The organism is Kitasatospora sp. NPDC048722 (genome assembly GCF_040650235.1).
GTDB lineage: Bacteria > Actinomycetota > Actinomycetes > Streptomycetales > Streptomycetaceae > Kitasatospora.
Map to the genome: position 1 here is coordinate 160,925 of NZ_JBEZGX010000001.1, position 22,203 is coordinate 183,127.

Consider the following 22,203-nt stretch of genomic DNA (forward strand, 5'->3'; position numbering starts at 1 on the left):
CGACCGGTTTTCGCTCCGGTGCCGGCCCGCCCAGGCCCGGACGTGCGCCGTTACCTGGCGCGCAGGCCGTTGAGGATGAGCGTCCAGAGGGCCTCGAAGCGCTCGTTCGCCGTCGGGTCGGACCACTCGCCCGCGTACGCGGGGTCGTGGAAGTGCGCCGTGGCCTCGAAGACGGCGCGCGCCGTCGTGAGGATGTGGGCGAGCTTGAAGTTCTTCTTCTCCATGCCGTCCTGGACGATCTGAGCGATCTGGCGGACCATCGTGTCGATGTGCGCCTCGACCGTGCCGCTGTTCTCCTCGACCAGCACCATGTAGGTCGCGAACAGTTGCGGGTCGTCGAGCGCCTTCTTCCGCTTGGCCGCGAACAGCGTCACCAGCCAGCGGTGCAGACGCTCCTCGGCCGGGCCGCCCTCGATCGAGATGTTCGCGAGCTCGAAGTGGGCCTGGTCGAGCCAGCGCTGGGTGACCGCCTCGCGCAGCGCGGCCTTGCTCGGGAAGTGGCGGTAGACGCTGCTGTGGCTGACGCCGAGGATCCGGGCGACGTCCACGACGGTGGCCTTGGCCGGGCCGAACCGCCGCAGGACGTCCTCCGCCGCGATCAGGATCTGCTCGGCGGTGAGGGTGGTGTCCGTCGTCACGGGAGGTACGTCCTTACAGGTGGGCCGCCCGCCGTGGGGGCGGACGGCGGCGGTACGGGCGGGAGAGGGTGTCTGGCGTTCGGCGCCCCGGCCGGTCAGCGCTCGCTGTCGAGGCGGGCCATCTGGTCGGCGGCGTACCGCTCGCCCGCGGCCGAACCGGCGGGCACGGCCGCCTCGATGGCCGCGAGGTCGGCGGCGGTGAGTTCGACGTCGAGCGCGCCGAGTGCCTCCGTCAGCCGGTCCCGGCGGCGGGCGCCCACCAGCGGGACGACGTCCTCACCGCGCGAGGCGACCCAGGCGATGGCGACCTGAGCGACGCTCGCGCCCTGCGCCGTCGCCACGTCGCGCAGCGCCTCGACGAGGGCGAGGTTGTGCGTCAGGTTGTCGCCCTGGAAGCGCGGGCTGTGGCCACGGAAGTCGCTGCCGGCCAGGGGGCGTTCGGTATTCCAGTGGCCGCTGAGCAGGCCGCGCGAGAGCACGCCGTAGGCGGTGATGCCGATGCCGAGCTCGCGGGCGGTGGGGAGGACGGCGGCCTCCGCGGATCTGGAGAGCAGCGAGTACTCGATCTGCAGGTCGCTGATCGGGTGCACGGCGGCGGCGCGGCGCAGGGTGTCGGCGCCGACCTCGGACAGGCCGATGTGGCGCACGTAGCCGGCCTTGACGAGGTCCGCGATCGCGCCGACCGTCTCCTCGATCGGGACGTTCGGGTCCAGGCGGGCCGGGCGGTAGACGTCGACGTAGTCGGTGCGCAGGCGGCGCAGGGTGTAGGCGAGCGCCGTCTTGGTGGCGGCGGGGCTGGTGTCGTAGCCGACCCATTGGCCGGCCGGGTCGCGCTGGGCGCCGAACTTGACGCTGATCTGCACGGTGGAGCGGTCGCGACCGCGCAGGGCGTCGTGGATCAGCAGCTCGTTGTGGCCCATGCCGTAGAAGTCGCCGGTGTCGAGGAGCGTGATCCCCGCGTCGAGGGCGGCGTGGATCGTGGCGATGCTCTCGGACTCGTCGGCGGGGCCGTAGAGGTCGGACATGCCCATGCAGCCGAGGCCGAGGGCGGAGGTGAGGGGGCCGGAGGCGCCGAGGGCGCGCTGCGCGGGCTTCGAGGTGCGGTCGGAAGCAGGCATGGGGGCTCCAAGGGTCGAAACGGCGCCGGGAGGCGATGGACGAAGTGACCCGGGTGCCACTATGGCACGACGGCGAACAGAATTCAAAATCTGTTTGCTGTCATCTGAAATCTGGCATCTGTTACTCGTCACTCGCCGCCCCGCCGTTCCTGCCCCCGCCCCCGCACGCGCCGCTCCGGTCGCAGTACGGCTGCTCGGCGCTGCCTCCGCACCCGCACAGCATCGCCCTCGGCGTCTCCCGTACCTCGCCGTCCGGGGCCGCCACGCGCAGCTCGCCGCGCAGCAGCAACCGCCCGTCCACAGTCCGCGTCACCGTCGTCGGCCGGTCCGGCGGCTCCGCCTCGCCGCCCGCGAGCCGGTAGCGCAGCGCGCCGGTCGGGCAGCGCCGCACGACCTCGGCGACGTCCGCGGCAGGCGCCGCACCCGGGGAGATCCACGGCCGCCGACCGGTGTCGAACACCGCGGGCAGCCCGTGCACGCACTCGGCGGCGTGCCGGCAGATCCCCGCGTCGAACGTCACCGTGATCCCTGGGGCCTCGTACGCCTTCGCGCCGCGCGCGGTGGTGCCGTCGTCGCCCATCAGTCGTTCACCCGGCTGCGGTTCTCGTACGCGAGGGCCACGTACTCGGGGTGGCGGATCATCCAGGCCTTGATGAACGGGCAGGTCGCCAGCACCGGCAAGTTCCGGGCGCGGGCGTCGTCCAGCGCCGCGCGGGCCAGCGCGCCCCCGACGCCCTGCCCTTCGAAGTCCGGTTCGACCACCGTGTGCGGGTACACCACCAGATTGTCGCTGCGCAGGTACTCGGCGAAGCCCGCCATGCGGTCGTCCACCCAGGCCTCGAAGCGGTTCCGCTCCTCGGCGTCACGTACGGACAGGGTCATCCTGGGCTCCTCGCTGCCGGAATCGCGGGGCCGGCGTGGCCCCGGTCCATCATCGAGCGGCCGGAGCCGCGTCGCCCGTCGGTTCGCCGGATACTGCGGCCGTGTCCTCACCGGCCACGCGGCGGAGTCCGGCGCGCGGTGCCGTGTCCCAGGCCGCCCGAGCGCCCGGGGTGCGCAGCAGGTGGGCCCGAGCCGGGGGCAGGTTGCGCCACGCCGTCCGCTCGCCCAGCCCGTACGCCGCCTCGAATCGTCGCAGCAGGCGGACCACCGCCCGGTGCCGGGCGCCGCGCCGTGGTCCGAAGGCGAGGGTGCGGGCGGCCGTCGTCCCCAGGTAGCCGAAGTACGTCAGCTCGCCGCCGGGGACGAGCAGCCGCACGTACAGGTCCAGGATCCTTCGGACGTGCGCCGGTTCGAAGTTGGTGAACGGCAGCCCCGACACGATCGCGTCGTAGCCACCGCCCGGCGGGTCCGCCGCATCGTCCAGCTCCTCGACCCGGCAGGCGGAGAGGCGCAGTTCGAGCCCTGTCGGCCGCGCGGCGAGCACCGGGTCCTCGCGCAGTCGCTCCGCGAAGCGCCGGTTCGCCTCGACGACGTGCAACCGGTCGCCGGGGCGCAGCACTTGGACGAGTCTGCGGGTCACCGCGCCCGTTCCGGCGCCGACCTCCAGTACCGAGATCGGCCGGTTCGGGCGGCTGGTCGCCGGAACCGCCAGCGCGTTCACCAGTTCCGTGCTGCTCGGCGCCAGCGCGCCGGTCTCGTGGAAGGTGCGCAGCGCCTCCGTGAGGAACAGCAGATGGTCGCGGGCGGCCGATGGGGGCGAACTGCCCTGCAGAGATGGTGAGTCGGATTGTTCGTTCGTCATGCTGTCGACGCTAGGAACGCCCGCAGTCCCCGGAATCGGCCGACGGACCGCGCCGACCCCTGGCGAAAGTCGAGGGTCCCGATGGCCACAAGGAGGGGGCCGCGCCGCGTCGGCCGGCCGTAGCATCGAGCCGGACGGATGGAGGGAGCGTCGGGAGAGGGCGGGGGTGAGCCGATGCGGGCAGGACTGCTCGGCTGGTACGGACCCGGCCGCCGACCGTGGGTCGAAACGCTGCTCCTGCTCGCCGTCCTCGCGCTCGCCGCCGAGGAGGCGCTCGTCCACTGGTCCCGCACGGACGACCCGTTGCGTGTGCCGCAGACCGTCGCAGCCGGCCTCGCCTCGCTTTCCCTGCTCCTCGCCCGCCGGTACCCGGTGGCCTCCGCCGTGCTGCCAGTCCTCACCGGCGGTCTGCTCAACCGCGCCCTGCCCGGGTTGTGCAGCGTCTACTACCTCGCCTGTCTCGGCCGCGTAGGGCCCGCGGTCGTCGGCGGCACCGTCATCGCCGTGCTCAACGCGGCGCGGGCCGACACGCTGGTCGGCTGGGCCGGCACCACCGGGTCCCAACTCCTGCTCCAGGCCGTGACGCTGTCCGTCGGCCTCTGGTTGCACGACCGCCGCGTCCTGATCCGCACCCTGCGCGAGCAGGTCGAAACGCTGAGCCGCGAACGGGAGTTGCGTGCCGATCAGGCCCGCTCCGCGGAACGGGCCCGCATCGCACGGGAGATGCACGACGTCCTTGCCCACCGCCTGAGCCTCCTCGTGCTGCACGCCGGAGTCCTGCGCGACCAGGCCAGGGCCGGTGCCGTCGCCGAGGACCCCGACCGACTCGCCCACCGGCTCGAACTCCTGCGCACCACCACGGCCCGCTCCCTCGACGACCTGCGAGACGTCCTCGGGGCGCTGCGCTCCGACCCGCCGCCCAGGCGGCAGGCTCGCGGACCGAGGCCACCGAGCGGTGACCCGGGGCCACGGGCGGAGGAGTCCGCGCGGGTGGCGGCGCCCGCCCTGCGCGATCTCACCGAGCTGGTCGGCGAGGCCGTCGCGGCCGGACAGGAGGTCGAACTCGCCCTCGCCGGTGACCCCGAGACCGTCCCGACCACCCACCGCCTGGCCGTCCACCGGCTGGTCCAGGAGGCGCTGACGAACGCCCGCAGGCACGCGCGCGCCGCGCCCGTCACCGTCCGGGTCGGTTACGGGGCCCCGGCCACCACCGTCGAGGTCCGCAACGGTCCAGGTTCGACGGTGTCCAACGGCCCAGCGAATGGCGGAGGTTACGGCCTGGTGGGGATCGCCGAACGTGTCGCGGCGCTCGGCGGACACCTCGACGCAGGGCCGGACGGCAACGGCGGCTACCGCCTCTCGGCACGACTCCCGGCACCGGAGCGCCCGCCGCAGGCGGTCCCGGCGGTCGCTACCGTGCACGAGTCGGTGCCGGTTGGAGAGGTCGATGTGGGCGACCTGGGCGACGTGGTCGAAGAGGCCGCAGCGGTCACGGCGGCCGAGGACGGACCGGATCCGGACAGTCGGGTTTCGGCCGAGTCGGACGCGGAAGGGCCGGATTCCGCAGGGCCGGTTTCGGCCGGGCCGCCGACAGGCAGACCGGATCCGGACAGAGTGGACGGCCCGCCGATCCCCCTGACCCCGGCCCCGGCCCCGGCCCCGCCCCCGCTGCCCGAGGATGTCCCATGATCCGCACAATGGTGGTCGACGACGACGCGCTGGTCCGGCTCGGCCTCGTCGACCTGCTCGCCCAGGACCCCGGACTCGTCGTCGTCGCCGAGGCCGCAGACGGCCTCCAGGCCGTCGAACTGGCGGGCGCCCGGCGGATCGACGTCGCGCTGATGGACATCCGGATGCCCCGCCTGGACGGCATCGCCGCCACCCGCCGCCTGCGCGAGCTGCCCGAGGCCCCGCGCGTCATCGCGCTCACCACCTTCGACCTGGACGAATACGTCTTTCGGGCGCTCGCCGCGGGTGCCGACGGATTCCTGCTCAAGGACACCCCGCCGGCCGAGATCGCCCGGGCCGTCCACGTCGTCGCCGGCGGCCAGGGCATGCTCCACCCGTCCGCCGCCCGTCGCCTCATCGACCGCTACCACCGCACGGGCGCGCCCCGGTCCGTCGCCGCCCGCAACAGCGTCTCCGGGCTCACCCCGCGCGAGACCGACGTGCTGCGCGAACTCGCCGGCGGTCTCTCCAACGCCGAGATCGCAGGCGTCCTCGGGATGCGGGAGGGCACCGTCAAGGCACACGTCAGCCAGGTCCTCACCGCCCTCGGCGTCTGCAACCGCGTCCAGGCCGCGCTGATCGCACGCGACGCAGGGCTGGTGGCGGACGGCGCCTGAGCCCGGCGCGTCCCGGCACCGTCTCCGGCCTCCGGCCCGGCGGGTGACCCCGATGCCCCTGGTCGCGCCCCGGATTCGTACCGCGCGCTGAGCCCGTGTCACCCATCCGGCGTGGAAATGCGGCGCCTTGGCGGTTTGCGCTGCCGAAGCGCGGCGGCGGGTCCATGGTGGAGGTGGACGCGATCCGGCGACCGCGTCCGCGCGCCGAACCGGGCCGCACGCCGAGCGTCCGCCGCCGTTCCCCGACGGGTGCCCGAGGCTGGGTCCGGCCCGGCACGCTGGGAGCAGGGCCACCTCGCAGGAAACCGAACGGTTCTTCTAGGCTCACATCTCGGCTTCCCTGCGCGGCGCTCACCGCGCCCACCGCTACGAAGCCGCCGTCCACGGGGCACCGGGTGAACCGGAGCCACCGGATCGAGCGAGGAGGACGCAATGCCAAGCACGCCGACCAGCCGTTCCACCGTAGTTGGGCCGGACGGGCCGTCCGGACGGACCGCCCACCATCCCGGCCGCCCGGCCCGGCCCGCCCGGGTCCGGCACGCCGGATGGACCGGCCGGCCGGTGCGGCCGCTGAATACCGGCGGCGGCCGAGGAGGCGAGCGTTGAGTCCCCAGATCGTCGGGTCGCCGCGTGCGACCGCGGCCGCCACGACCGCACCTGCCGCACCCGCGCCGGCCACGGCCGCTCCCGCCACAGCCGCTCCCGCCGCGACTGCACCCGCCACTCCCGCACCCGCCACGACCGCGCCGAAGTCCGCGCCCACACCGGAGTCCGCGTCCACGCCGAAGTCCACGCCCAGGACGACGTCCACGGCAGCCTCCGCGCCGGCGCCCAAGGCCGCCTCCTCCGTGACCGCCACCGGGAGGGCGACCGTGCCGGGCGCCACCGAGGGGGGGACCCGGTCCGAGGCCCGCGTCGAGACCCGTACTGGGGCCCGTGCTACCGACGGATATGGCGCCGCCGCCCATGTCGCGGAGGCCCGGCCCGGCGCCGTCGCCCAACCCGCTTCCACCGCCGCGCTCCCCGGGCTCCCGCAGGCCCTCAGCACCCGCGCCCGGACCCTCGCCGGCGGCGTCCGGCGCCGCTGCGCCGACCTGGCGCGGATCGAGTCCCCGAGCGGTGACGCTCCCCGACTCGACGCCCTCGCGGAGGAGTTGGCCAGTGGATTCCGTGCCACCGGAGCCACCGCCCGACGCGAACCCGGTCCGGCCGGCGACCACCTCGTCCTGGAATGGGTGGGGCAGGACGAGACCCTGCCCCACCTGCTCATCGTCGGCCACCACGACACCGTCTGGCCGGTCGGCACCCTCGCCGACTGGCCCGTCTCCGAACAGGACGGCACGCTCACCGGTCCCGGCGTCGTCGACATGAAGGGCGGACTGGCGGTCCTGGAAGGCGCGTTCGCGCTCCTCGCCGACCTCGGGCAGCGGCCGCACCGCAGCGTGCGGGTGGTCGTGGTGTCCGACGAAGAGGTCGGCAGCCCGGACGGGCGGCGCCTCGTCGAGCGCCAACTGCGGGGCGCCGCAGCCGTCCTGGGCCTCGAACCGCCGCATCCGGACGGCCGGCTCAAGACCGCCCGGCGCGGCAGCAGCCGGGTGCGGCTCACCGTCACCGGCCGGGAGGCCCACGCGGGCAACGACTCCCGCGACGGGGTGTCGGCCGTCGACGAGCTCGTCGACCAGCTCGTCGTGGTCCGCGGGCTGGCAGGCCAGCCCGGAACGGAGCTCAACGCCGGCCGGATCAGTGGCGGTTCGCGTGCCAACGTCGTCGCGGGGCGGGCCGAGGCCGAGCTCGGTCTGCGCTTCTCCACCGCCGAGGCGCAGCGCAGGACACTCGACAACCTGGCCCGGCTGACCGCCCTGCGGCCGGGGGCACGGGTGCGCACCGAGGTGCTGTCGAGCCGTCCGGCGTGGCCGGAACGTTCGGGCAATCCGCTGCTGAGGCACGTCCGTTCGCTCGCGGCGGTGCTGGGTCAGCAGCTCGACGGCGGTCCGGCGGGCGGCGCGGGGGACACCAACCTGCCCGGCTCGCGAGGACTCCCGACGCTGGACGGCTTCGGAGCGGTCGGCGCCGGGGCGCACGCCCGTCACGAGTACATCCGGATCGATCAGCTCGCTCCCCGGATCGCCCTGCTCGCCGCGCTCCTCGCGGTGCCGCTGCCGAGGCTGCGGGACCGCGCGGAAGGCTGACGACCGGCGGCTGACGACTGGCGGCGAACAGATGGCAGCTCACGGATAACAGCGAACAGATAACAGATGACAGCGAACAGATTTTGAAATCTGTTCGCTGTCATCTGTCTGTCCACCCGCACCCCACCCCCGTCGTCCCGCAACCCCCCGCCACCCCCGCCACCCTCCGTGCCCTCATCCCTTGCCAGGGCCCCGCCTCGCCGCGCAGAATGGTACCGACCGAACGGTCAGTCGGTTGATGCGCGGCGAAGGCACGTGAGAGGGGACCGTGGTGACAGCAGAGGTGGCCGAGCCGGTCCCCGCACAGACGCAGGAGGACCGGTTCGAGGCGGTGATCGCCGCCGAACAGCGGATCGAGCCCCGGGACTGGATGCCCGACGCCTACCGGGCGACCCTGATCCGCCAGATCGCCCAGCACGCGCACTCCGAGATCATCGGCATGCAGCCCGAGGGCAACTGGCTCACCCGCGCCCCGTCGCTGCGCCGCAAGGCGATCCTCCTCGCCAAGGCCCAGGACGAGGCCGGCCACGGCCTCTACCTCTACGCCGCCGCCGAGACGCTCGGCGTCGACCGCGCCGAGCTGACCGAGAAGCTGATCTCCGGCCGCCAGAAGTACTCCTCGATCTTCAACTACCCGACCCTCACCTTCGCCGACGTCGGCGTGATCGGCTGGCTGGTCGACGGCGCCGCGATCTGCAACCAGGTGCCCCTGTGCCGCTGCAGCTACGGCCCGTACGCCCGCGCGATGGTCCGGGTCTGCAAGGAGGAGTCCTTCCACCAGCGCCAGGGCTACGAACTGCTCATGGCCCTCATGCGCGGCACCGAGGCCCAGCGCCGGATGGTCCAGGACGCGGTCGACCGCTGGTGGTGGCCGTCGCTGATGATGTTCGGCCCCTCGGACGCCGACTCCCCGAACACGGCCCGGTCCATGGCCTGGCGGATCAAGCGCCACACCAACGACGAGCTGCGCCAGCGCTTCGTGGACATGACCGTCCCGCAGGCCGAGCACCTCGGCGTGACCCTCCCCGACCCCGAGCTGCGCCGGAACGAGGAGCGCGGCGGCTGGGACTTCGGCGAGCCCGACTGGGCCGAGCTGACCCGCGTCATCCAGGGCCAGGGCCCGTGCAACGCCCAGCGCGTCGAGCGCCGCCGGGCCGCCCACGAGGACGGCGCCTGGGTCCGCGAGGCGGCCGTCGCCTACGCGGAGAAGCGCGCCGCCGAGCACCGGGGCACCGAGCAGCGGGGCACCGAGCACCGCGCCGCCGAGCAGCCCGGCAGCACCGAACAGGAGAACGGAAAGTGACCGAGTCCAACGTCGACGGCGCCGGCAAGGCCGGCTGGCCGCTGTACGAGGTGTTCGTGCGCCCCCGGCGCGGCCTGAACCACGTCCACGTCGGTTCGCTGCACGCCTCCGACGACCGGATGGCCCTGCTCGCCGCCCGCGACCTCTACACCCGCCGCAACGAGGGCGTGAGCCTGTGGGTGGTCCGCTCCGACGCGATCACGGCCTCCACCCCGGACGAGCGGGACCCGTTCTTCGAACCCAGCGGCGACAAGGTCTACCGCCATCCGACCTTCTACGACATCCCCGAGGATGTCCCGCACATCTGACGGGGGAACCACCGTGCACGACCACACCGCACCCGCCGGCACCGCCGCCGCACCGGACGACGACCACGTCTACCTCGGCCTCTCCGAGGCCGCCCCCGGCCCCGAGGGCGAGGGCCGCTGGGCGTACGGGACGGGCTTCGCCGACCCGCTGCTCGGCGTGGACACCGCCCTGCCCGACGGCGTGGACGGCGCCGACCTCGCCGCTTACTGCCTGATGCTCGGCGACGACGCCCTGATCCTCGCCCAGCGGCTGATCGAGTGGTGCACCCGCGCGCCCGAGCTGGAGGAAGAGGTCGCACTCGCCAACCTCGGCCTGGACCTCCTCGGCCAGGCCCGCCTGCTGCTCACCAGGGCCGGCCAGGCGGACGGCACCGGGCGCACCGAGGACGACTTCGCGTACTGGCGCGAGGAGCACGAGTTCCGCAACGTCCGCCTCGTCGAGACGCCGAACGGCGACTTCGCGTACTCGGTCGCCCGCCTGCTCGTGTTCGCGACCGCCCGCGGCGCGCTGTACGAGGCGCTGAGCGCCCACCCGGACCCGGTGCTCGCGGCCGTCGCCGCCCGCGGCGTCAAGGAGCTGGCGTACCACCGCGAGTACGCGACCGCCTGGACGCTGCGGCTCGGCGACGGCACGCCGTACTCGTCGGCGCGCATGCAGGCCGGGCTGGACGCGGTGTGGCCGCTGCTGGAGGAACTGTTCACGGCGCACCCGGTGGAACTGCGCGTGGGCGTGGACCCGGCGGTGCTGCGCGAACCGGTGCTGCGCTCGCTCGCCGCCGTCCTCGCCGAGGCCGGGCTTGCGGTGCCAAACGTGCCGCCGCTGGCCACCGTCCTGGGCCGCGCGGGCCGGGACGGCGTGCACACGGAGGTGCTGGGCCCGCTGCTCGCGGAGCTGCAGGTGGTGGCCCGCGCCCACCCGGGGGCGACGTGGTGACGGGCGCGGGCGTCTCGGCGGAGCCCACCGTTCGGGACCTGGCCCGCGCGATCGCCGCGGCCGTCCCGGACCCGGAGCTGCCCATGCTCACCCTGGCCGACCTGGGGGTGCTGGCCGACGTCGAGGCGGACGGCGCCACGGGTGCGGTGACCGCCTGGCTGACCCCGACGTACTCGGGCTGCCCGGCCGTCGCCGAGATGGCCGCCGACGTCGACCGCCGCCTGCGCGCGGCCGGCTACCGGGACGTCCGGGTGCGGCTGCGGCTGGACCCGCCGTGGTCCACCGACATGATCACCGCCGAGGGCCGCCGCAAGCTCGCCGAGGCGGGCATCGCCCCGCCGCGCCCGGGCGCGGGGGCCGGTGGCGCGGTGTCGGTCGCGCTCACCCTGGGCCCCATCCGGACGGCCGCTTCCGCCGCGCCCGTGTCGTGCCCCCAGTGCGGGAGCGCCGACACGGAGGAGCTGTCCCGGTTCGGTTCCACCGCCTGCAAGGCCCTCTGGCGCTGCCGCGCCTGCCGCGAGCCGTTCGAACGCGTCAAGGAGATCTGAATGCCCGCCGCCAGCACGGAGACCAGCACGGAGACCAGCACGGAGACCAGCACGGAGACCAGCGCCGAGATCAGCGCCGAGATCAGCGCTGTGGCTCCCGCCGCCGCCCGCCGCCCCGTCTTCCACCATCTGCGGATCTCCGGGATCGAGCGCCTCTGCGAGGACGCCGTCGCGGTGACCTTCGCCGTGCCGGACGGGCTCGCCGCCGCGTACGCGTTCCGGCCCGGCCAGACGCTGACGCTGCGCCAGGAGGTGAACGGCTGCGACGAACGCCGCTCGTACTCGATCTGCGCCCCCGCCGGCGGCCCGCTGCGGATCGCCGTCCGCGAGGTGCCGGGCGGTCTGTTCTCCCGCCGGCTGGTGCGCGAGGCCCGGGTCGGCGACGAGCTGGAGGTGCTCACGCCCACCGGCCTGTTCAGTCCCGAACTCGGCGTCCCCGCCGACCACGTGCTGCTCGCGGCCGGATCCGGCATCACTCCGATGCTGTCGATCGCCGCGTCCGTCCTGGCCGCCGACCGCGCCTCCACCGTCACCCTCCTCTACGGCAACCGGCGCAGCGACACCGTCATGTTCGCCGACGAGCTGGCCGACCTGAAGGACCGCTACCTCGGCCGCTTCCAGCTGGTCCACGTGCTGTCCCGGGAGACCAGGGACGCCGAACTGCTCAGCGGTCGTCTGGACCCCGAGCGGGTGCGCGCGCTGCTCGGCGCCCTCGTGGACGTCGGGCGGGTCGGGCACTGGTGGCTGTGCGGCCCGTTCGGCATGGTCGCCGGGGCGAAGGAGCTGCTCGCCGAACTGGGTGTGCCGGGCGAACGCGTCCACCAGGAGCTCTTCCATGCCGAGGACGAGCCGGTCACGGAGCGCGCCGACGACCCCGACGCGGCGCACGCCGGCGCGGACGGCGCGCACAGCGAGGTCACCGTCGTCCTCGACGGGCGCGGCAGCACGCTCTCCCTCCCGCGCGACCGCTCGATCCTCGACGGTGCCCAGCGCTCCCGCCCCGACCTGCCGTTCGCCTGCAAGGGCGGCGTCTGCGGCACCTGCCGCGCGCTCGTCACCGACGGAGAGGTGGAGATGCGCCGCAACTTCGCGCTGGAGGAGAAGGAACTGGCCGCGGGCTACGTCCTCACCTGCCAGGCCCGCCCGCTGACGGACCGGGTCACGGTCGACTACGACCGCTGACGTGGGACCCCCGCCGGGAGCGCGGCCGGACCGCTTCAGGCTGGACCGCTTCAGGCCGGACCGGACCGCGCCGGAAGACCCCCGGCCGGGTCAGACGCCGACCGGGGCGGGGCGCTTCACCGGCTCACCTGCCAGCTCACCTGCCGGCTCGCCCGCGGGCTGCACCGTCGGGTCGCCGAGGAGACGGACCAGGTCGTTGACGGCGGCGCGCCCGGCCCGGTTGGCGCCGACCGTGCTCGCCGACGGCCCGTAGCCGACGAGGTGGACACGCGGATCGGCGGTGGCCCGCGTCCCGGTGAGGGCGATGCCGCCGCCGGGGGAGCGCAGCCCGAGCGGGGCGAGGTGCCCGACCTCGGGGCGGAAACCGGTCGCCCACACGATCGCGTCCACCGCCAACTCCTCGTCCCCCCAGGCGACTCCGTGCTCGGTGAGCCGGTCGAACACCGGCCGGCGGTGCAGCGCGCCCAGTTCCTCGGCACGCCGGTACGCGACGGACGGGCCGAGCCCGGTCACGCTCACCACGCTGCGCACCGGCAGTCCCTGGCGGACCCGTTCCTCGACCTTCGCGACCACCGCCCGCCCGTACTCGGGGGTGAACGGCCCCTCGTGGAAGACCGGCGGGGTCCGGGTGACCCACACGGTCTCGCCGACCGCCGCGACCTCCGACAGCACCTGGATCGCGGACGCTCCGCCGCCCACCACCAGCACCCGCTTCCCGGTGAACTCCTCCGGCCCGTCGTACTCGACGTAGTGCAGCTGCCGCCCGGCGAAGTGGCCCGGGTAGTGCGGCAGGAACGGGCGGGTCCAGGTGCCGGTGGCGTTGATCAGCGCCCGGGTGGACCAGGTGCCGTGGTCGGTCTCGACCAACAGCCGGGAGTCCGGCCGGTGCGACCCGGCGCGCACCGCGTGGACGGTGACGGGGCGCACGACGGGGAGCGCGTGCCGCGCCTCGTACGCCGCGAAGTACCCCGGCACGACCTCGCGGGCGGGGGAGGCCGGGTCGGGCGCGGGCAGCTCGGCGTCGGGCAGGTCGTGGAAGCCGTGCACGGTGGCCATCCGCAGGGAGGGCGAGCGGTGCGCCCACGCGCCGCCCGGACCGCGCCCGGCGTCGAGCACGACGAAGCCGCCGTCGACGTCCGCCCGGTAGGGGGCGAAGCCGCGGCGGCGCAGGTGGTAGGCGGCGGACAGACCCGCCTGCCCGGCACCCACCACCAGGACGTCCACCCGCCGCTGCCCCGCGTCGTTGGTTGCACCGTAAACAGTCACGCCGATGAAACATCGGGGGTGGGGCGGGTGTTCCCCGCAGTGTCCGGCGGCCCGGGGGCGCCGGACCAACCGGACCAACCGGACCAGCGGGACTGGCCGGGCCAGCCGGACCAGTTGGATCAGCCGGATCAGCCGATCAGGTCGTCGGGGAGATCACGGCCGCCGTGCCGTACGCGCAGACCTCGGTGCCCACATCCGCTGCCTCCGTCACGTCGAAGCGCATCATCAGGACCGCGTTGCCCCCGCGCGCCTTGGTCTGCTCGACCAGCCGCTCCATCGCCTCGTTGCGGCTCTCCACCAGGGTCTTCGTCAGACCCTTCAGCTCGCCGCCGATCAGCGACTTCAGCCCGGCACCGATCTGGCTGCCGATGTGCCGGCTGCGCACGGTCAGCCCGAACACCTCGCCGATCACGTGGTCGACACGGAAGCCGGGGATGTCGTTGGTGGTCACGACCAGGACGTCGGCGTTCGGGCCCTGCCCGCCGCCGTACTCGTTGATGTCAGCCATAAGGCCCATCCTGCCGCCGTCGTGCGTCCGAGTGACAGAGGCGTGGCCGGGGTGTGGCGGACAAGGTGTCCGGAAGCTGGTTCAGACCGGTGATCGGGCGGCCGAAAAGCCGTACCGTAGCCCCATGGGCGAGCGAAGCGATCATCCACAGGGGCCGGGCGCGGCGGAGGACTCCGGTGCGCAGGAGATCGAGGCGACGGTGGTGCTGGGCCTGCGGATCACCAACTGGCCGGCGCTGCGCGCCGCGGCGATCGCGGCTGTGGAGGAACTGGACTTCGACGGCATCGATCCAGCCGGCCAGCGCCGCGACCTGCTGCGCGAGGTGGCCGAGGACGCCAACGCGGCGCTCGGCGCGCTGCTGCACCCGGACCGGCTGGTGGCCGCGATCCCGGGCGTCGAGGCGATCGGCGGGACGCTGGAGATCAGCGTCACCGAGGACTTCGCGCCGGATTTCGCCGAGCTGTTCCCGCTGGAGGGCGACGACGAGGACGGCGGCGGCGCGGGCGGGGACTGGACGCTCACCCCGCGCACCGCGTGCCTCCTGCACGCCCAGCTGCTCGGACTGGCCGACGCCGCGTACGACGACCTCGACGAGCACGGGGACGATCCGGTCACCGAGGGCGAGGACGCCGACTGGACGGTCTTCGCCCGGCTGCCCCAGCGCACCTGGCGCCTCCACCGGGGCTGGCGCCGCGGGATGGCCCGGGCCTTCGACGACCTGGCCGACGACCTCGCGCTCGGCGAGTGGCCGCTGCCGCGCTGCCTGGCCGAGGAGATCGCGCTGCGGATGGCCCTCCTCGACGCCCGCGCGCTGCTCGGCGCGCAGCCCGAGTCGGTGGCCGACATGATGGGCGACCTGCCCGCCGACCTGTACGACTACGACTGGGACGGCTGCCACGACGAGCTGTTCGGCGTCTACGGGCCGGACGACGGCGACCCGGAGCTCGCCACCGAGCAGCGCACCGAGCTGCTGCTGGCGGCGACGCACCCGGAGGGCTGGTTCCTGGCCTACGAGGACGCGGAGGAACGGGACGGTCAGCGCGGCTACCGGCGCTGACCCGCCGTCCGGCGCGTTCCCGGGGCGGCCGCTAGGCTGCGGGCATGTCCGACGTATCTGATATGCGCGACGTGCCCGCTGGCCCGGACGGGCTCCCGCCGGGCGGGGACGACCAGTTCCTCTCCCGGATCGCGCTCGGACTGGACGGCGTGCAGGCGGCGCAGCGCGGCCGCACGGCCGAGGCGCGGGCCAGCTTCGAGGCGCTGTGGGAGGCGCTCGGCGAGCGCGGCGACGTCTTCCACCGCTGCGTGCTCGCCCACTACCTGGCCGACCTCCAGGACGACCCGCGGGCCGAACTGGAGTGGGACCGCCGGGCGCTGGCCGCCGCCGACTCGCTGACCGCCGAGCGGGCCCAGACGTACGAGTCCGCGCTCCAGGTGCGGGCGTTCTACCCGTCGCTGCACCTCAACCTGGCCTCCGACCACCTCAAGCTGGGCGAGGCCGACCTCGCGCGCGATCAGCTGGAGCGGGCCGTCCGCAGCCTGGACGCCCTGCCGGAGGACGCCTACAGCGCGGGCATCCGTACGGCGGTGGACGAGCTGCGGCAGCGGTTGCGGTAGCCGCGGCGGGCGTGGCCGAGGGCTGGGGCCGGGGGGTGGGCCGGTGGCGGCACCTGCCGTGACCGGGTGATCGGGGGGACTGGCATGCTGGACGGGTGACTTCTCCGTTCGATGCCCCCGTTCCCGTGCCCGCCTCAGACGACCGCGACGGCCGGCCGCAGTACGTGCTGCCGCTGGTGGTGCGGATGGAGCGGGCCACGCCGCCCGGGCGGACGGACGCGCTGGAGACCTCGGCCCGCGCCGTGCTCACGCTGCTGGCCGACCCTCGGGTGACCGAGGCGGACGGCGAGTGGGCCGAGCGGGTCGCCGCGTGGGAGGACGCGCGGATCCGCAAGGTGGTCCGGCGGGCCCGGGGCGGGGAGTGGCGCCGGGCCGGCGAACTGCCGGGGATCACCGTGCGGGGGCGGGAGGCGGAGGTGCGGGTGTTCCCGCCGGTCCCGCTGGACGGGTGGCCGAAGGAGCTCGCGAAGCTCCAGGTCTCGGGGACGGATCTGGAGGAGACCGAGGAGATCGGCGCCCCCGAGGCGGACCTTCCGGTGCTGTGGCTCAACCCGGACGTGGAGATGAGCGCGGGCAAGACCATGGCCCAGACCGGGCACGCTGCCCAGCTCGCCTGGTGGCGGCTGGACGAGGCGCAGCGCAAGGAATGGGCCGAGTCCGGCTTCGCGCTCGCCGTGCGGACGCCGACGCCGGCGGCGTGGGCGGAGCTGGTGGCGAGCGGCCTCCCGGTGGTGCGTGACGCGGGCTTCACCGAGATCGCGCCCGGCAGCTGCACGGTGATCGCGGAGCACCCGGCGCTGCGGTAGGGGCACGGGGTCGGCCGCGCTCCCGCTGGCGGCGAACAGCGAACAGCGAACAGATGACAGATTTCGAAATCTGTCATCTGTTCGCTGTTCGCTGTCACCCGTCGGCGGTCACTCCGCCGCCGTCGCCCCCCTCCGCGAGGTGCTTGATGGCCAGGAGGCGCCGATCCCAGGCGTCGGCCAGGTCGGCCATCCAGCGGGCGGTGGCCGTGAGGGCGTCGGGGGACGGCTGGTAGCGGACCTCGCGTCCGGCACGACGGGCGGTGACGAGGCCCGCCTGGTCGAGGACGGCGAGGTGCTTGACGATCGCGCTGCCGGGTGACGGGGAGTCCGCCGGCGAGCTCGGTGGCGGTCGCCGTGCCCCGGTCGGCGAGGGCGTCGAGGACCTGCCGTCGGGTCGGCTCGGCGAGCGCGGCCAGTACCGCCGCGACCGGATCGCTTCCGCGCTCCGGTGTCACGCGGGCAACTTTGCACGTCGATCCGCCGATGTGCAACCCGGAAGTTGCTAGTGGCCCGCCGCCTCGTACCGCCTCATCGCCCGCAGTCCGCCGCAGGCCGCGGCGGTCGTCCATGCGGCCGTGATCAGCAGGCCGGTCCAGTGTCCGTAGGCGATCTGCGGGTCGTCGGCGTAGTGCAGTGCGTACTGGCCGGCGCGGTCGGGCAGGAACTGCACCACCCGGCCTGCTCCCGGGATGCCGCCGAGGAGCGGCGAGAGCAGGAAGACGGTCGGGGTCAGCAGGCCCATGGCGGCGGTGAGGTTGCCGAGCAAGGTGGTCACCCCGAGGCAGAACACCGTCAGGAGCGCGGGGTAGAGCACGCCGGCGGCGGCGCTGCGTACCAGCGCCGGCCCGGCCCACTCGCCCGGGACGGTGGCGGCGTACCCGGCGAACGCGCCCGCCGTCCCGACCGCGCCGACGACGAGGGCGGCCGCGGCCGCGAGGGTGAGCTTCGCGCCGTACAGGTGTCCGCGCGACGGGACGGCGCTCAGGGAGGTGCCGATCATGCGGGTGTTGAACTCCAGGCCGATCAACAGGATCCCGAAGCAAACCATCGGTAGTTGCCCGAAGTTGAGGCCGTAGTAGACGCCGGCGCCGGGGTCGTCGGTGAGGTGGGGCTCCGTGCCCCCGAGCGCGGCGCCGACCGCAGTGGTGATGCCGGGCGTCAGGAGGAGCGCGAGCAGGGGCGGGATCCAGAGCGATGGCAGGGTGGTGAACTTGATGCGTTCGGCGCGGAGGGCGTGGCGAAACACGCTTCCGGCGTCGGTGGTTGGGTTCATGCCGTGGCCGCCGAGCCGGCGCGGTACTCGACGCTGTCGGCCGTCATCCGCATGAAGGCCTCCTCCAGGGAGTCCTGTTGGACGGCGATCTCGTACAGCACCACGCCGTGCTCGGCGGCGAGCGCGGCGATCCGTTCCGGTTCCGTCCCGCTCACCTCCCAGGCTTCGCCGTCCACTTGGGAGACCGAGACGCCGTCCGCAGCCAACCGGTGCACGGCGTCGCCGCCGAACAGTGCGCCGAGCTTCGTCGCGTCGACGGCGCGGACGCGCACCCGGGGGCGGCCGTGGCGCTCGATGAACCCGGTCGCCGGGGCGTCCGCGAGCAGGCGGCCGCGGCCGATCACCACCAAATGGTCGGCCGTGAGTGCCATCTCGGACATCAGGTGGGAGGACACCAGCACCGCCCGCCCCTCGGCGGCGAGTTCGCGCAGCAGGGTGCGGATCCAGCGGATGCCCTCGGGGTCGAGGCCGTTCACCGGTTCGTCCAGTATCAGGACGGGCGGGTCGCCGAGGAGGGCCGCGGCCACCCCGAGGCGCTGGCGCATCCCGAGCGAGAAGCCGCGGATCCGGCGGGTGGCCGCGTCGGCCAGGCCGGCCTGCGCGAGCACCTCGTCCGCGCGCCGCTCCGGCAGGCCGTTGCTCGCGGCGAGCCAGCGCAGGTGGCCGCGTGCGGTCCGTCCGCCGTGCAGGGCGTGGGCGTCGAGCAGGGCTCCCACCTGCCTTAGGGGTTGGGTCAGTTCGGCGTACGGGCGGCCTCCGGCCGGGGCGTCGCCGCCGATCAGTGCGCGGCCGGCGGTCGGGCGTTCCAGGCCCAGGACCAGGCGCATCGTCGTGCTCTTCCCTGCGCCGTTCGGGCCGAGGAAGCCGGTGACGACGCCTGGCCGGACGGTGAAGGACAGGTCGTCGACGACCCGCTTGCCCGCGTACTCCTTCGTGAGGCCCTGGATCTCGATCACGGCCGCACGCTCCTTCCTCTCGTTCCTCCCACCGGGCCCGAAGGCGTTCCGCCCGGGACTCCGCGCCGGTTCTCCGGCGGGTTGCTCCATTCGACCGGGGCGGGCCGGTCCGGCGGATCCCGCCGAGGAGGGGAGCCGGCTCCCTCTCGGGAGGGAGCCGGAAGTGGACCGAGGAGGGACGTCAAGCGCGGTGCTGACCTGGCAGGATGGCGCAATGCCGAGGTTCATAGCGCCGCTGCTCGCGGGCGCCACGTACGCGCGCTGGCTGCACCTGCTGATCGGGTGGGTCTTCGCGGGCGTCGTCCTGATGGTCTACCCAGGGACGTACCGGAAGGGCCTCGCCGAGATCCTGGCGCAGAGCGTCACAACGGACGCCATCCTGCTGGCGCTCGTCGCACTGGTGCCCGCGATGCGCCGCGCGGAGGGCGTCCAGGCACGGCTGCTGCTGGTGCCGGACCGCGAGGAGGACATCGCCGCCGACCCGTCCCGCACCTGGGCCGACCGGCGGCGTACGGCAGCCTGGCTGATCGGGCGCGTCGCGCTCGGAACAGTGATGGGGTTCGCGTCGGTGGCCGCGCTCACCGCCGTCTATGCGCTGCTGACCGGATCCGACTCCGCCTTCGGTGGGCTCCGACTTCCGCACGCACGGGGGCAGTTCTGGCGCCCGCTGGCGGCACCGGTGTTGCTCTTCGGCTACGGCTGGCTGGTTGTCTGGGCCGGTCGGCTTCAACTGGCCATGGCCGTAGCGCTGCTGAGCCCGTCACCGGCCGAGCGCCTGGCCGAGGCCGAACTGCGGGCCGAACGCCTGCTGGAACGCAACCGGTTGGCCCGCGAGCTGCACGACTCCATCGGCCACGCACTGACGGTGACGGTCCTGCAGGCGGGCGCCGCGCGCGAGGTCGGAGATCCGGCGTTCGCCGCCAAGGCACTCGAAGTCATCGAGGAGACCGGCCGCAGGGCCATGGACGACCTCGAACGGACGCTCGTCCTGCTGCGCGAGGCTCCGGACGGAACGACCACCGAGAATCCGGGTGTTGAGCAACTCCCTTCGCTCTTCGACACCGCGCGGGCGGCGGGGAACCCGGTCCACGCGTCGATCGACGTGCCCGCCGCTGTCCTGCCAGGGGTGCTGTCCCGGGAGTGCTACCGGATCGTCCAGGAAGGGCTGACCAACGCGCTCAAGTACGCACCCGGCGAGCCGGTCGGCGTCCGGATCTTCGTCCGGGACGGGCGGTTGGAGCTGCGCTGTGCCAACCCGTTGCGCAACGCATCACAGGCGCGGGGCGGTGCATCGGTGCCGGGTTCCGCGCCGGCCGGGCGCGGGGGGAAGGGGCTGCGCGGGATCCGCGAACGGGCCGTCCTGCTCGGGGGCGAGGCCACGGCGGGGACGGAGGGGCGGGGCGAGGGCGGCGACGGTCGTGATGAATGGGTGCTCGCCGTCCGGCTGCCCCTACGCTTGGGATCGTGATGATCAACAACGGGCGCGCCGCCGGGACCGTCGACATCGTGCTCGCCGACGACGAGGAACTCGTCCGGGCCGGTCTGCGGGCCGTCCTGGAGGCACAGGGCGGCCTGCGGGTGGTCGGCGAGGCCGCCGACGGTGCCGAGGCGGTGGCGCTCGCCCGCGCGCTGCGGCCGGACGTCGTGCTGATGGACGTCCGGATGCCCGTCCTGGACGGCCTGGCCGCGACCCGCGAACTCGTCCGGCCCCGGACGACGGCGCACCCGGGCAGCCGGCGGAAGCAGGGTGACCCGGGGAGCCCGGAGGAGCGGCTGCCGAAGATCCTCGTCCTCACCACCTTCGAGAACGACGACTACGTCTACCAGGCCCTGCGCGCGGGCGCGGACGGATTCCTGCTGAAGCGCTCCCGCCCGGCCGAGATCGTCCACGCCGTGCGCCTCGTGGCGGCCGGGGAGTCGCTGCTCTTCCCGGCCTCGATCCGCCGCCTCGCCGCCGGACACGGCAACCCGGCGGCCCGCGTCGCGTTGGCGAGGGCGGCCCTGACCGAGCGCGAGGCCGAGGTGCTGCGGCTGGTCGCTCGCGGGCTCAGCAACGGCGAGATCGCCGACCGGCTCTTCGTCGGCGTGCAGACGGTCAAGACGCACGTGAGCAGCGTCCTCGCGAAGCTCGGCGCGCGCGACCGCACGCAGGCGGTCATCGCGGCGTATGAATCGGGGTTCGTCGAGCCGTCGGAGTCCGAGTCGGAGTAGGGACGGGAGCGGGGGCGGCGCGGCCCCCGCCTCAGGCCGGGTAGGCGTGCGTCTGGGCGGCCTTGACCGACGCCCACACCGTCGTGCCGGGCGCCAGGTCGAGCTCCGCGACGGCGGCCGGGGTGAGGTCCGCCGCCATCGGCAGCTCGCCGGTCAGGTCGGCGCGGACCTGGTCGCCGTGCAGGTCCAGCCCGACGACCTTGGCCTCCCACACGTTGCGTGCGCTGGAGTCGGGCCGCTCCCGGTGCAGCGTCACCGCCGACGGCGGGAACGCGACGAACGCCGGGCCGGACAGCTCCTCGGTGGTCGCCAGCACCGTGCCGTCCGCCAGCTCGACCCGCCGGCCGTCCGCCCGTCCCTGGTACAGGTTGAGGCCGACCAGGCGGGCGATGTAGTCGGTGCGCGGCCGCCGGGCGATCTCCGCCGGGGTGCCGGACTGCACCTCCCGGCCGCCCTCGATCACCACCAGCCGGTCGGCCAGCACCATGGCGTCCAGTGGGTCGTGCGTGACCAGCACCGCGACCGCCTCGAACTCGGCCAGGTGGCGCCGGAGTTGGGAGCGAACCTCGAGGCGGGTGCGGGCGTCCAGGGCGGCCAGCGGCTCGTCCAGCAGGAGCAGCCGCGGGCGCACCGCCAGTGCCCGGGCGAGGGCCACGCGCTGGGCCTGCCCGCCGGAGAGGCCGCCGGGCCGGGAGGCGGACTGGTCCGCCAGGCCCATCCGCTCCAGCCAGCCGGCCGCCTCGGCGCGGGCCTCGCGCTTGGAGCGGCCCTGGCAGCGCGGGCCGAAGGCGACGTTGTCGAGCGCGCTGAGGTGCGGGAAGAGCAGGTAGTCCTGGAACACTACGCCGACCGGGCGCTCCTCGGCCGGGGTGTGGACGTGGCGCACGGGGTCCGCGAGCACGGCGCCGTCCAGGCGCAGGTGGCCGCCGGTGAGCGGGAGCAGTCCGGCGAGGGCGCGCAGGGCGGTGGACTTGCCGGCGCCGTTCGGGCCGAGCAGGGCGATCACCTCCCCGGGTGCGGCGGTGAGCGCCAGGTCGAGCGTGAACGCGGCCCGCTCGATCCGGAGCCGGGCGTCGAGGGCGGGCGCGGAACTCCCGGATACGGGACTTGCGGGCGCGGGACTTGCGGGTGTGGGACTTTCGGCGGCCGGGCTCCCTGACGCCCGGCTCGGGCGTGCCGGGTTCGGGTGAGCGGGGTTCACGGGTCCTGGGTTCATCCGGGCGGCGTCCATGGGGCGGGGAAGGGGAGGGGAGGAAG

General features: G+C 74.3%; 23 protein-coding genes and 1 pseudogene. 13 read left to right on the plus strand and 11 right to left on the minus strand.

Annotation, left to right across the window (positions count from 1 at the left end):
* Positions 1-50: 50 nt before the first annotated feature.
* The 5 genes from AB0C76_RS00670 to AB0C76_RS00690 form a co-directional block, all read right to left on the minus strand.
* The gene (locus tag AB0C76_RS00670; protein WP_359957439.1) at positions 51-638 is read right to left on the minus strand and encodes a TetR family transcriptional regulator; all 588 of its coding nucleotides are present in this window, start codon (positions 636-638) and stop codon (positions 51-53) included.
* Positions 639-733: 95 nt separating this feature from the next.
* Entirely contained in the window at positions 734-1,756 is a 1,023-nt protein-coding gene (locus AB0C76_RS00675) for an aldo/keto reductase (protein ID WP_359957442.1), read from the minus strand.
* A 121-nt stretch (positions 1,757-1,877) separates the two neighbouring features.
* Positions 1,878-2,336 carry a (4Fe-4S)-binding protein gene (locus AB0C76_RS00680; RefSeq protein WP_359957444.1) on the minus strand — a complete coding sequence of 153 codons (459 nt, stop codon included), beginning with the start codon at positions 2,334-2,336 and terminating at the stop codon, positions 1,878-1,880.
* The gene (locus AB0C76_RS00685) at positions 2,336-2,638 is read right to left on the minus strand and encodes a GNAT family N-acetyltransferase (protein WP_359957447.1); all 303 of its coding nucleotides are present in this window, start codon (positions 2,636-2,638) and stop codon (positions 2,336-2,338) included. The genes AB0C76_RS00680 and AB0C76_RS00685 overlap by 1 nt, the downstream gene beginning before the upstream one ends.
* 49 nt (positions 2,639-2,687) lie before the next feature.
* On the minus strand, positions 2,688-3,500 hold the full coding sequence (locus tag AB0C76_RS00690) for a methyltransferase domain-containing protein (RefSeq protein WP_359957449.1): 813 nt from the start codon (positions 3,498-3,500) through the stop codon (positions 2,688-2,690).
* 174 nt (positions 3,501-3,674) lie between these two features.
* Here AB0C76_RS00690 and AB0C76_RS00695 point away from each other — a divergent pair, with 174 nt between their 5' ends.
* The 8 genes from AB0C76_RS00695 (at position 3,675) to paaE (ending at position 12,309) form a co-directional block, all read left to right on the plus strand.
* The gene (locus tag AB0C76_RS00695; protein WP_359957452.1) at positions 3,675-5,189 is read left to right on the plus strand and encodes a histidine kinase; all 1,515 of its coding nucleotides are present in this window, start codon (positions 3,675-3,677) and stop codon (positions 5,187-5,189) included.
* Positions 5,186-5,845 (plus strand): response regulator transcription factor, encoded by a 660-nt coding sequence (locus AB0C76_RS00700; protein WP_359957454.1) that lies wholly within the window; start codon positions 5,186-5,188, stop codon positions 5,843-5,845. The genes AB0C76_RS00695 and AB0C76_RS00700 overlap by 4 nt, the downstream gene beginning before the upstream one ends.
* Before the next feature lie 848 nt (positions 5,846-6,693).
* A complete protein-coding gene (locus AB0C76_RS00705; protein ID WP_359957456.1) occupies positions 6,694-8,034 on the plus strand; it encodes a M20/M25/M40 family metallo-hydrolase in 1,341 nt (446 codons plus the stop codon).
* 271 nt (positions 8,035-8,305) lie between these two features.
* On the plus strand, positions 8,306-9,337 hold the full coding sequence (gene paaA / locus AB0C76_RS00710) for a 1,2-phenylacetyl-CoA epoxidase subunit PaaA (RefSeq protein WP_359957459.1): 1,032 nt from the start codon (positions 8,306-8,308) through the stop codon (positions 9,335-9,337).
* Positions 9,334-9,645 carry a 1,2-phenylacetyl-CoA epoxidase subunit PaaB gene (gene paaB, locus AB0C76_RS00715; protein ID WP_359957462.1) on the plus strand — a complete coding sequence of 104 codons (312 nt, stop codon included), beginning with the start codon at positions 9,334-9,336 and terminating at the stop codon, positions 9,643-9,645. Before paaA ends, paaB begins: the two co-directional genes overlap by 4 nt.
* 13 nt (positions 9,646-9,658) lie before the next feature.
* Positions 9,659-10,579 carry a 1,2-phenylacetyl-CoA epoxidase subunit PaaC gene (gene paaC, locus AB0C76_RS00720; protein ID WP_359957465.1) on the plus strand — a complete coding sequence of 307 codons (921 nt, stop codon included), beginning with the start codon at positions 9,659-9,661 and terminating at the stop codon, positions 10,577-10,579.
* Entirely contained in the window at positions 10,576-11,127 is a 552-nt protein-coding gene (gene paaD, locus AB0C76_RS00725) for a 1,2-phenylacetyl-CoA epoxidase subunit PaaD (RefSeq protein WP_359957468.1), read from the plus strand. The genes paaC and paaD overlap by 4 nt, the downstream gene beginning before the upstream one ends.
* The gene (gene paaE / locus AB0C76_RS00730; protein WP_359957470.1) at positions 11,128-12,309 is read left to right on the plus strand and encodes a 1,2-phenylacetyl-CoA epoxidase subunit PaaE; all 1,182 of its coding nucleotides are present in this window, start codon (positions 11,128-11,130) and stop codon (positions 12,307-12,309) included. It begins immediately after the preceding gene.
* 90 nt (positions 12,310-12,399) lie between these two features.
* On the opposite strand, the gene AB0C76_RS00735 is transcribed toward paaE, so the two are convergent.
* Both AB0C76_RS00735 and AB0C76_RS00740 read right to left on the minus strand, forming a co-directional pair.
* Positions 12,400-13,575 carry an NAD(P)-binding domain-containing protein gene (locus AB0C76_RS00735; RefSeq protein ID WP_359957473.1) on the minus strand — a complete coding sequence of 392 codons (1,176 nt, stop codon included), beginning with the start codon at positions 13,573-13,575 and terminating at the stop codon, positions 12,400-12,402.
* Positions 13,576-13,711: 136 nt separating this feature from the next.
* Positions 13,712-14,083 (minus strand): YbjQ family protein, encoded by a 372-nt coding sequence (locus AB0C76_RS00740; RefSeq protein WP_359957476.1) that lies wholly within the window; start codon positions 14,081-14,083, stop codon positions 13,712-13,714.
* 124 nt (positions 14,084-14,207) lie between these two features.
* Between AB0C76_RS00740 and AB0C76_RS00745 the strand changes: the two genes are divergently transcribed.
* The 3 genes from AB0C76_RS00745 (at position 14,208) to AB0C76_RS00755 (ending at position 16,506) form a co-directional block, all read left to right on the plus strand.
* Positions 14,208-15,140, plus strand: a complete 933-nt coding sequence (locus tag AB0C76_RS00745; RefSeq protein WP_359957478.1) for a hypothetical protein — start codon at positions 14,208-14,210, stop codon at positions 15,138-15,140.
* 44 nt (positions 15,141-15,184) lie between these two features.
* The gene (locus AB0C76_RS00750) at positions 15,185-15,700 is read left to right on the plus strand and encodes a hypothetical protein (RefSeq protein WP_359957481.1); all 516 of its coding nucleotides are present in this window, start codon (positions 15,185-15,187) and stop codon (positions 15,698-15,700) included.
* Positions 15,701-15,885: 185 nt separating this feature from the next.
* Positions 15,886-16,506, plus strand: a complete 621-nt coding sequence (locus AB0C76_RS00755; protein WP_359958073.1) for an aminoacyl-tRNA hydrolase — start codon at positions 15,886-15,888, stop codon at positions 16,504-16,506.
* A 94-nt stretch (positions 16,507-16,600) separates the two neighbouring features.
* Here AB0C76_RS00755 and AB0C76_RS00760 read toward each other — a convergent pair.
* The 3 genes and pseudogenes from AB0C76_RS00760 to AB0C76_RS00770 all read right to left on the minus strand — a co-directional run bounded on the left by AB0C76_RS00760 (position 16,601) and on the right by AB0C76_RS00770 (position 18,735).
* Positions 16,601-16,961: pseudogene (locus tag AB0C76_RS00760) on the minus strand (metalloregulator ArsR/SmtB family transcription factor).
* 47 nt (positions 16,962-17,008) lie between these two features.
* Positions 17,009-17,779: a hypothetical protein gene (locus AB0C76_RS00765; RefSeq protein ID WP_359957484.1), complete on the minus strand. Its 771-nt coding sequence runs from the start codon at positions 17,777-17,779 to the stop codon at positions 17,009-17,011.
* Entirely contained in the window at positions 17,776-18,735 is a 960-nt protein-coding gene (locus AB0C76_RS00770) for an ABC transporter ATP-binding protein (RefSeq protein ID WP_359957487.1), read from the minus strand. Before AB0C76_RS00770 ends, AB0C76_RS00765 begins: the two co-directional genes overlap by 4 nt.
* Before the next feature lie 214 nt (positions 18,736-18,949).
* Here AB0C76_RS00770 and AB0C76_RS00775 point away from each other — a divergent pair, with 214 nt between their 5' ends.
* On the plus strand, positions 18,950-20,203 hold the full coding sequence (locus tag AB0C76_RS00775; RefSeq protein ID WP_359957490.1) for a histidine kinase: 1,254 nt from the start codon (positions 18,950-18,952) through the stop codon (positions 20,201-20,203).
* The gene (locus tag AB0C76_RS00780; protein ID WP_359958075.1) at positions 20,203-20,946 is read left to right on the plus strand and encodes a response regulator transcription factor; all 744 of its coding nucleotides are present in this window, start codon (positions 20,203-20,205) and stop codon (positions 20,944-20,946) included. The genes AB0C76_RS00775 and AB0C76_RS00780 overlap by 1 nt, the downstream gene beginning before the upstream one ends.
* Before the next feature lie 31 nt (positions 20,947-20,977).
* Here the strand turns inward: AB0C76_RS00780 and AB0C76_RS00785 are convergent, their stop codons facing one another.
* A complete protein-coding gene (locus tag AB0C76_RS00785) occupies positions 20,978-22,006 on the minus strand; it encodes an ABC transporter ATP-binding protein (RefSeq protein WP_359958077.1) in 1,029 nt (342 codons plus the stop codon).
* Between the last annotated feature and the right edge of the window lie 197 nt (positions 22,007-22,203).

Coding starts and splice junctions, on each gene's coding strand:
- AB0C76_RS00675 (WP_359957442.1), bottom strand. CDS start 1,756: ATGCCTGCTTCCGACCGCACCTCGAAGCCCGCGCAGCGCGCCCTCGGC.
- AB0C76_RS00680 (WP_359957444.1), bottom strand. CDS start 2,336: ATGGGCGACGACGGCACCACCGCGCGCGGCGCGAAGGCGTACGAGGCC.
- AB0C76_RS00685 (WP_359957447.1), bottom strand. CDS start 2,638: ATGACCCTGTCCGTACGTGACGCCGAGGAGCGGAACCGCTTCGAGGCC.
- AB0C76_RS00690 (WP_359957449.1), bottom strand. CDS start 3,500: ATGACGAACGAACAATCCGACTCACCATCTCTGCAGGGCAGTTCGCCC.
- AB0C76_RS00695 (WP_359957452.1), top strand. CDS start 3,675: ATGCGGGCAGGACTGCTCGGCTGGTACGGACCCGGCCGCCGACCGTGG.
- AB0C76_RS00700 (WP_359957454.1), top strand. CDS start 5,186: ATGATCCGCACAATGGTGGTCGACGACGACGCGCTGGTCCGGCTCGGC.
- paaE (WP_359957470.1), top strand. CDS start 11,128: ATGCCCGCCGCCAGCACGGAGACCAGCACGGAGACCAGCACGGAGACC.
- AB0C76_RS00740 (WP_359957476.1), bottom strand. CDS start 14,083: ATGGCTGACATCAACGAGTACGGCGGCGGGCAGGGCCCGAACGCCGAC.
- AB0C76_RS00745 (WP_359957478.1), top strand. CDS start 14,208: ATGGGCGAGCGAAGCGATCATCCACAGGGGCCGGGCGCGGCGGAGGAC.
- AB0C76_RS00750 (WP_359957481.1), top strand. CDS start 15,185: ATGTCCGACGTATCTGATATGCGCGACGTGCCCGCTGGCCCGGACGGG.
- AB0C76_RS00755 (WP_359958073.1), top strand. CDS start 15,886: ATGGAGCGGGCCACGCCGCCCGGGCGGACGGACGCGCTGGAGACCTCG.
- AB0C76_RS00765 (WP_359957484.1), bottom strand. CDS start 17,779: ATGAACCCAACCACCGACGCCGGAAGCGTGTTTCGCCACGCCCTCCGC.
- AB0C76_RS00775 (WP_359957490.1), top strand. CDS start 18,950: ATGCCGAGGTTCATAGCGCCGCTGCTCGCGGGCGCCACGTACGCGCGC.
- AB0C76_RS00780 (WP_359958075.1), top strand. CDS start 20,203: ATGATCAACAACGGGCGCGCCGCCGGGACCGTCGACATCGTGCTCGCC.